Here is a 6,428-nt window from a genome sequence, read left to right as displayed (position 1 = left end):
ATTAAGCGATAATCTGTTGATATTTAGCGCGGGGATAACGGGCTGGCACCCGTTACCGCCGCTCACCACAGCAACTATAGGAGTAGTGACTATGGCTAAGGCGCATTCTAAAGCAGAAGCGGCGGTAAATAAAGCCGTGAAAACAGAACGTTATTACACGGTGGGGTATGTGCTGAACGGGAACAAGGTCAGCAATGCCACCCCGGCGATACATCTTAAGGGGCAGTGGCTTAGACAGGCGGGGTTTAATACCGGGGGTCAGATTACCGTGAAGGTGATGGACGGTTGTCTGGTGCTGATCCCTGACAGTGAGGCCACGCAACAACAGCATCAGCAATACCAGCGGCAGCAGAGCCAGCTTAATGAGATTAAGCTGCGGATGCGTGAGATGCTGGCTGAGTACAACGCGGGCTAAGGGAGGGGATAAAATGAAAATGGTGATTGAACATTTACAGGACATTCAGTTAACCCACATTGAAGCGCTGGCCTTGGCCCAACTGGTTAAGCGGCTGAACTGGGCGGAGATACGGGCTTGCGCGGTGAATGACGAGGAAGCGTATCAGATTAAGGATGCGATCTCTAAGCTTCGATCTGCTCTGGCTTACCGAGGGTATGCGCCAAGATAGATCATAAGAAGGCCGGAAGATCACGCGGATCTTTCCGACCTTAACATCATTTAATTTGCTATTTCTTCCCAAAACTCATTTGTCTGAGAGCCAACATATTTGATAATTTCTGTGAATGTTTCTTTACCTAAGAAAATAGTTCCAGCACCTCTGATAAATAATTCAAAATTAGCTGAAACTTGTTCAAAGTCATCCATTGATGATTCACTGGTCATAACAAAAACCTCACCAGTAATAGTGTTTAGTAATATGGTATAAGGATCAGATATTGCTATAACGATAAACTCTTTAGGTCTATTTTTACCAATCCACCAATGATTAAAAGTACCCTCACTATTAATATTTACTATCATTTCGAGATAATCAGAACTATTACCAAATGATATGTTTCCTAATGAAAAATTATCTAAATCATAGTCTTTCATGAATGATAGAAATTCTTTAGGGAATATGATATTTAGTTTTTTTTCTGAAATTTCAACGTCTAATAACGGTTTGTATCTTTTCGATAATTTCAGATCATCAAAGTCATCGCCTAACGGTGAGAATTTCTCATCTAATTGTTCGCTTATTTCTTTGATCGTTAGCAACATAAAATTCTCCTTTTTATTTTGTATGCCATATACCGCCGCTGCCAACATGAGTTGAACTCGGGACAGGTATTGCGTAACGCCCAAAATCAACATGATGGTGAATTAATGTTTCACCTTTGTAATTCACATGTTCTGGAAACGCTTTAATCCATTGATTATCTATTTTAGGTGATAATCCTAACTCTTTTATTCGGTACATATTACTTTTACTCAAAGAATCTGGCTGCAAATTACTCCATTGTTGCCAAAATTCTTTATTGTTTCTGATACCGCCATTAGCAGTCATTTTGCCACTAGTGAAAGTACTTGTGTCTATTGAATACTTGGGATCAGGTCTATTTGGGATTCTTGGATCTACCCTTGTTTGATAAGGATTATCACCCCTTGAAATTTCTTTTGTGCTAGGGCAACTAGCAAGACCAAGCGGATCAATCCAGTTCGCCGGGTTATGAACATACGAATAGGGATTCGGACCCCCATTTAGCCCGATCGGATCATGGCGGTTTATCGCTGTCGCTGGCAGGTCGAACTGCTGTTCAGGGAACTAAAATCCCACACCAACTGGACAGGTTTTGCGACCGGCCAGAAAGCGATAGCGGAGGGGTTCATTTGGGCAAGTCTGCTGGCGTTGATAGTCCGGCGCAGTCTGGCGAGGCGGTTTTTGCCTTCAGTTTCCTTTCTCAAGGCAGCCAAAAATGTTGATGTCTGGTTGTTGCCGATATTGGGCGCGATTATTCATCATGCCGGGTCGGAAATAGAACACCCTCTGAATTGGGCTCTGAAATATCTCGCCAAAAATGCGTTGAAGTTGCCCCAAGGAAAATCCAATAAAAATAATGGGTTGGAGGGTATTTTCGAGAGACTTAATGCTTAAGGTTCAGTGTATGATACCTTTATAGAGTCCAGTCTAAGCCTTGTGACCCGTTAGGCGTGTAAAAATCATAGTTCTTTAGTAATCGGTTGAGTCGATGGCGATTACATTTAACGCGATTGAATTCGTCGATGAATTCTTGGATGTCACCCAATGTTGTACTGTCATCACTTTCGATAATAGCTTCTAAGAGCTTCAATGTCGCTTCGGTTTCATCATATTGATTGGCATCAGGCATACCTTGCCCGCTGAGACAGAATGGCGTACTTTTATTTGAATGAAGTTCAATCACGTCGATGCGGATGTCCAGTAACCAATGCCGAAAGAGATTATACTCATAAGTGAATTTATCACGGTTTTCGAAATGAAAAGACTCAAGGGAAATTGTCCAGGGATAATCATAAAAGCTGAGGCCACCTTCATAGCAGATGCCATAGTCTTTGCCGTAGATATGAAAGGTGTGGAGGGAGTCATTATCCCAACCAAAAGCAAATTGTAGTAGAAAATGGAGGGCGCCCAATGACATATCACTCTTTATTCGAAAGCGTCGCCAGATCATGGGGCTGACACCCCGAATGGCGGCTTTGACTATGTATATGGGCATAATTTTCCTTTCACCATGATGATAAAGCGAACGATCATACTCATTGATGAAAGGGATACCCCACAGATTTTTATGCTCTCCTAGATCCTCTAAAGGATCGTCAACGATCCTTTAGAGACCTTTCTTCTGGCGTCAAACTTGCGAGGCTACTGTTCGTGTTGAGCATGATATAAAAGATTGGCATAGCATAAATGTTACATGTGAACAACTTATCAAAAGATTAGAGGAAGCAGGGTTTACTCCCGCCATAGTATATTCTTGGAATTGTACTAATCAAAACCAGATCTCTAAAAAACTTACTGAATTTCTGATGAAACAGAGGCCATAAATGTTTATTAAAATTGCTGTTGTAAATAAATCAGGTAATGTTGGAAAATCTACTATTTGCAATATTCTTTTAAAACCTCGTATTGAAAGTGCCGAAGTTATCAGAGTTGAGTCAATAAACTTTGATGGCAACGAAGAAGAAAAAATTAGCGCAAGAGAATTTAACGACATTCTTAAACGAATTGATATTTCAGACAGTGCAATTATTGATGTTGGTTCATCCAACATCGAAATATTTATCAATCAAATGGAAGCCTATAAAGATAGTCAGGAAGATATTGACTACTTTATTATTCCTGTTACTCCTCATCATAAATAGCAAGTCGATAGCGTAACTACAATTGCCAATCTTATTGATCTAGGTGTAGATGAAAATCGTATTAAATTCGTATTTAATCAAGTTGACAAAAATATACCGTTAGAACGCCAATTTTCAGACTTTTTTAGTGGTATTAAAATATTTAAGTCCATCTTGGATTCACATAATAAGTGCAACATCGTTAATCCGAAAGTAAACATGTTCGTATTCCCTTAAATAATTCATTCGGTGTTTTCCCACCCCGTGTTTTTCCTGTCTCTTGGTCACATCTCAAAAGCCAAGAGACTTCGCTATCAAATGGCCCTCAATCAGCACTTGTACTAAAAACCAGCCTTCCCACAGAGCTTCCCATCCAACGCGCCCATTACGCTTCGAATCTTGCCAGCCCGCCAGTTTGCCCAGCGTGATATATGCCCAGTGAACACTGGGCACTTTCCCCGGCAGTTTTTTCTTCTCGACTTTCCGCCATAATAACTTCCCCGCCAGGGGGCTCAGGAGCGTTTCGCAGCTCTGTTGTTCCGCCTCTTGCCTGTTCAATCCCGGATAGCGCAATTGATGAACCCTAACGGCGATAAAAGCCTGTATGACTATCATTTTCTCCAGGTTATCCTTGCTTTGCATACGCAGCTCTTCAACCTGCGTTCCGCCGCTTTTCCACGCTTTGTGGAACTCTTCAATCAGCCCGCGTTTTTCATAGTAATCCAGGATACGTTTAGCATCTTCTTGATTATTGACGGGTTTTGATGTCAAAAGATGCCAGCAAAGTGGTGAGTCAGGGTTGATTTCCTGACAGCCGACATAGTACAGCGGGACTGACTTACCTTGTTTTCTCATCGGCATTTTGATGGTTACCGGCGCATAACGTATCTCACAGAGCGCCTCCCGGGCTTTGCGGCCGCCCCGTTGCCTGACCTGAACCTGTCTTTCTCCTGCGGACTGCAAAGTATCGCTGAAGGTATAAAGAGTCTCTTCACTCTCTGCTATCCGCCGGCTTTGCATTGAACGAACAACAAAACGCTGCTGATTCATGACCTTATAGGCCAGGTATTCAATCACATCAGATTCCCGATCACAAACACTGATCACCTTTGTCATCTCCGGCCCCAAACGCGCCGCCATCGCCCGCGAAGCGGCTTCCCACTTCGCGCTTTTTTTTTCTTGATACGGGCGGGTCTCACGCTGTTTTTTCTTGCCATAGTCATTGATGTTTCTCACCCCGCGTTTTTGTTCAATCAACCCGACAACCTGTTGTTGATTGGGGGCAAAAAGCAGTACTGAATGCGCCAGCATTCCCGAGGGTTTTTGACTGGATGAGGTATAGCCCATTTCATCCCTGACGGTTTCATGCGTAAAATTCAGCGTCGTGGTATCTTCCAGCGCGAGCAGGCAGTCACAGGATTTAACCCGCTCAGCGGTGGCAGCAAAACCCGCCTCTGCAATGGCATCGGCTTTAACATCCGCATTACGGATAAAACGGTAAGCCGCTTCGATATCAGCGGGGGTATCCAGAGATTTCACAATCGATTTTCCTATGTTGTTAGCGAGTGATGAGGAGACTTTTACCAACCGTTCGGTGCGCCGCTGGTCACCCAGTTTTGCGCCTGAGAACGTCTCTTTTGCCCAGTGTTCTGCTTCCGTTACAAACCTGGTCAATTTACCTCAATTTATCGTTTTATCCTGAAAACTATCATTTAGGCAGAAGTACACAAATTCCTCAATATTTACTGAGGGATTTGTGTATAAGAGACAGCGCAAAATGCTGCAGAAACATTTGGATGAGATGTATACCTACATTCAGAACAACCTGTGACGATAAGACACTCACCGTAATACATAAATGGCTCTTTTGTAATCTTCAAGGGTTTCTAGTTTTCTGTCGTGCCCCATACTGAAAACCCGTTGTGGCTGCTATGGTTGCCAGTAAGAACATAAGGAAAATCGCTCTTACGGGCAAACTTAATTGTCTCTCCACACCAGTCTGTGTAGGTAAAATAAAGTTTGCCAACATACGATTCTATGTAGAATAAAGTTTGCCAAAACCATCACTACAATCAGCATACCACAATGGGCAGGAGAGGCTATTGCAATCCGTGCAACTTTTGGATGTAACCTTTAACAAAAACTTACCGCTGCTTTTAAGAGAAGCACAAGGAGTAGGTACACTTTCAACAAGCATCGTGCTGGAAATATATGACATTATCTGAATGTAAGATCTTTCTATCGCCAGTTCATAATAACATTCAATATTGCGGAGCAATGAGCGTCGCCTAGCTCCCCATGTCGGATGGTAAGAGTTTTCTTGTCTTAACAAGCCTGTGGGTATCAAATCGGTATAATCATCTGGGCAGAGCTTTTCATCAAAAAAGATACAATCAAAAATAGCTTCCTTAGCACAAGTTGCAAAAAACAAGTCAACTTCAGAGAAAGAGGGGGACGGATCAACAACAGCTATCTTTAAGTCTGTCTTTTCTACTAAAGCACCTTTACCAATAAGAATATCCTTGATGGATTTTATGGTTTCCCCTCGCGACAATCCATGCGACACAACGTAAAGCTGACAAGAATGTACTGAGCAATTAACTGCATTTAGCCAGTCTACTTTGAAATAGGCATACCCTAATTCATACAACTGCTTTTCGATACAGTCTTGGCAATAACGAATTTGGATATGCTGCCCAGAATAGCTTTTTTGCTGCTCTGGATAAAAAGTCTCTATAAAAGAGGGTGTCAGTGGCAACGGGGAAGAAAAACAAGTGTGACTCCTCTTTGTGTTTTTTACATAGAGTCTGAATAACCCATTAGGATCAATCACTTCAAATTCGCTTCGAGCATGATAAGGTACACTTGGCTTATCTCCCCAACCACCGCCTGTCACAATAGTGGAAAAATCACCAAACCCATTGCGGTCTAATACTCTGAAAATAAAGCTCTGCAATGATTCACCTAATGCAGGGCCAAAACCGTTTTGTCTTTTACTCATAACTTACAAATGAAGTGTCCATAGACCGACAAACTCTCACAACAAAGCGATATCAAATAGAAAGTTAAACTTTGAGAAATTTTTCACTAATAAAATCACCAAATTTTA

At 42.2% G+C, this 6,428-nt stretch carries 8 protein-coding genes and 2 pseudogenes; 4 read left to right on the top strand and 6 right to left on the bottom strand.

Annotation, left to right across the window (positions count from 1 at the left end; translation table 11 throughout):
* Both ACGF5R_RS18695 and ACGF5R_RS18690 read left to right on the top strand, forming a co-directional pair.
* Positions 1–415, top strand: a 415-nt coding sequence (locus ACGF5R_RS18695; RefSeq protein WP_387692168.1) for a SymE family type I addiction module toxin, incomplete at its 5' end; no start/stop codon positions are given.
* A 13-nt stretch (positions 416–428) separates the two neighbouring features.
* Positions 429–626, top strand: a complete 198-nt coding sequence (locus tag ACGF5R_RS18690; protein WP_041381610.1) for a hypothetical protein — start codon at positions 429–431, stop codon at positions 624–626.
* A gap of 50 nt (positions 627–676) precedes the next feature.
* Here the strand turns inward: ACGF5R_RS18690 and ACGF5R_RS18685 are convergent, their stop codons facing one another.
* From ACGF5R_RS18685 to ACGF5R_RS18675, 3 genes and pseudogenes are all read right to left on the bottom strand, one after another.
* Positions 677–1,219, bottom strand: a complete 543-nt coding sequence (locus ACGF5R_RS18685) for an SMI1/KNR4 family protein (protein WP_387692166.1) — start codon at positions 1,217–1,219, stop codon at positions 677–679.
* Positions 1,220–1,232: 13 nt separating this feature from the next.
* Positions 1,233–1,505 carry a hydrolase gene (locus ACGF5R_RS18680; RefSeq protein ID WP_012777140.1) on the bottom strand — a complete coding sequence of 91 codons (273 nt, stop codon included), beginning with the start codon at positions 1,503–1,505 and terminating at the stop codon, positions 1,233–1,235.
* 117 nt (positions 1,506–1,622) lie between these two features.
* Positions 1,623–1,715: pseudogene (locus ACGF5R_RS18675) on the bottom strand (RHS repeat-associated core domain-containing protein); the annotation flags it as partial.
* On the opposite strand from ACGF5R_RS18675, the pseudogene ACGF5R_RS18670 reads away from it, so the two are divergent.
* Positions 1,707–2,093, top strand: a pseudogene (locus ACGF5R_RS18670) (transposase); the annotation flags it as partial. The pseudogenes ACGF5R_RS18675 and ACGF5R_RS18670 sit on opposite strands and share 9 nt — an antisense overlap.
* A gap of 19 nt (positions 2,094–2,112) precedes the next feature.
* On the opposite strand, the gene ACGF5R_RS18665 reads toward ACGF5R_RS18670, so the two are convergent.
* A complete protein-coding gene (locus tag ACGF5R_RS18665; RefSeq protein WP_112879833.1) occupies positions 2,113–2,694 on the bottom strand; it encodes a plasmid pRiA4b ORF-3 family protein in 582 nt (193 codons plus the stop codon).
* A 328-nt stretch (positions 2,695–3,022) separates the two neighbouring features.
* Between ACGF5R_RS18665 and ACGF5R_RS18660 the strand changes: the two genes are divergently transcribed.
* Positions 3,023–3,340 carry a hypothetical protein gene (locus ACGF5R_RS18660; protein ID WP_112879834.1) on the top strand — a complete coding sequence of 106 codons (318 nt, stop codon included), beginning with the start codon at positions 3,023–3,025 and terminating at the stop codon, positions 3,338–3,340.
* Positions 3,341–3,610: 270 nt separating this feature from the next.
* Here ACGF5R_RS18660 and ACGF5R_RS18655 read toward each other — a convergent pair whose 3' ends face one another.
* Both ACGF5R_RS18655 and ACGF5R_RS18650 read right to left on the bottom strand, forming a co-directional pair.
* Positions 3,611–4,993 (bottom strand): IS4 family transposase, encoded by a 1,383-nt coding sequence (locus ACGF5R_RS18655; RefSeq protein ID WP_387440014.1) that lies wholly within the window; start codon positions 4,991–4,993, stop codon positions 3,611–3,613.
* Between the two features lie 361 nt (positions 4,994–5,354).
* Positions 5,355–6,320 carry a hypothetical protein gene (locus ACGF5R_RS18650; RefSeq protein WP_262981089.1) on the bottom strand — a complete coding sequence of 322 codons (966 nt, stop codon included), beginning with the start codon at positions 6,318–6,320 and terminating at the stop codon, positions 5,355–5,357.
* Positions 6,321–6,428: the final 108 nt, after the last annotated feature.

Source organism: Photorhabdus sp. RM71S (genome assembly GCF_042879355.1).
Taxonomy (GTDB): Bacteria; Pseudomonadota; Gammaproteobacteria; order Enterobacterales; family Enterobacteriaceae; genus Photorhabdus; species Photorhabdus kayaii.
Note: the sequence above shows the minus strand (reverse complement) of the source record. Positions and strands in the feature narration are given on the sequence as shown.

Coding starts and splice junctions, on each gene's coding strand:
- ACGF5R_RS18690 (WP_041381610.1), top strand. CDS start 429: ATGAAAATGGTGATTGAACATTTACAGGACATTCAGTTAACCCACATT.
- ACGF5R_RS18685 (WP_387692166.1), bottom strand. CDS start 1,219: ATGTTGCTAACGATCAAAGAAATAAGCGAACAATTAGATGAGAAATTC.
- ACGF5R_RS18680 (WP_012777140.1), bottom strand. CDS start 1,505: ATGACTGCTAATGGCGGTATCAGAAACAATAAAGAATTTTGGCAACAA.
- ACGF5R_RS18665 (WP_112879833.1), bottom strand. CDS start 2,694: ATGCCCATATACATAGTCAAAGCCGCCATTCGGGGTGTCAGCCCCATG.
- ACGF5R_RS18660 (WP_112879834.1), top strand. CDS start 3,023: ATGTTTATTAAAATTGCTGTTGTAAATAAATCAGGTAATGTTGGAAAA.
- ACGF5R_RS18650 (WP_262981089.1), bottom strand. CDS start 6,320: ATGAGTAAAAGACAAAACGGTTTTGGCCCTGCATTAGGTGAATCATTG.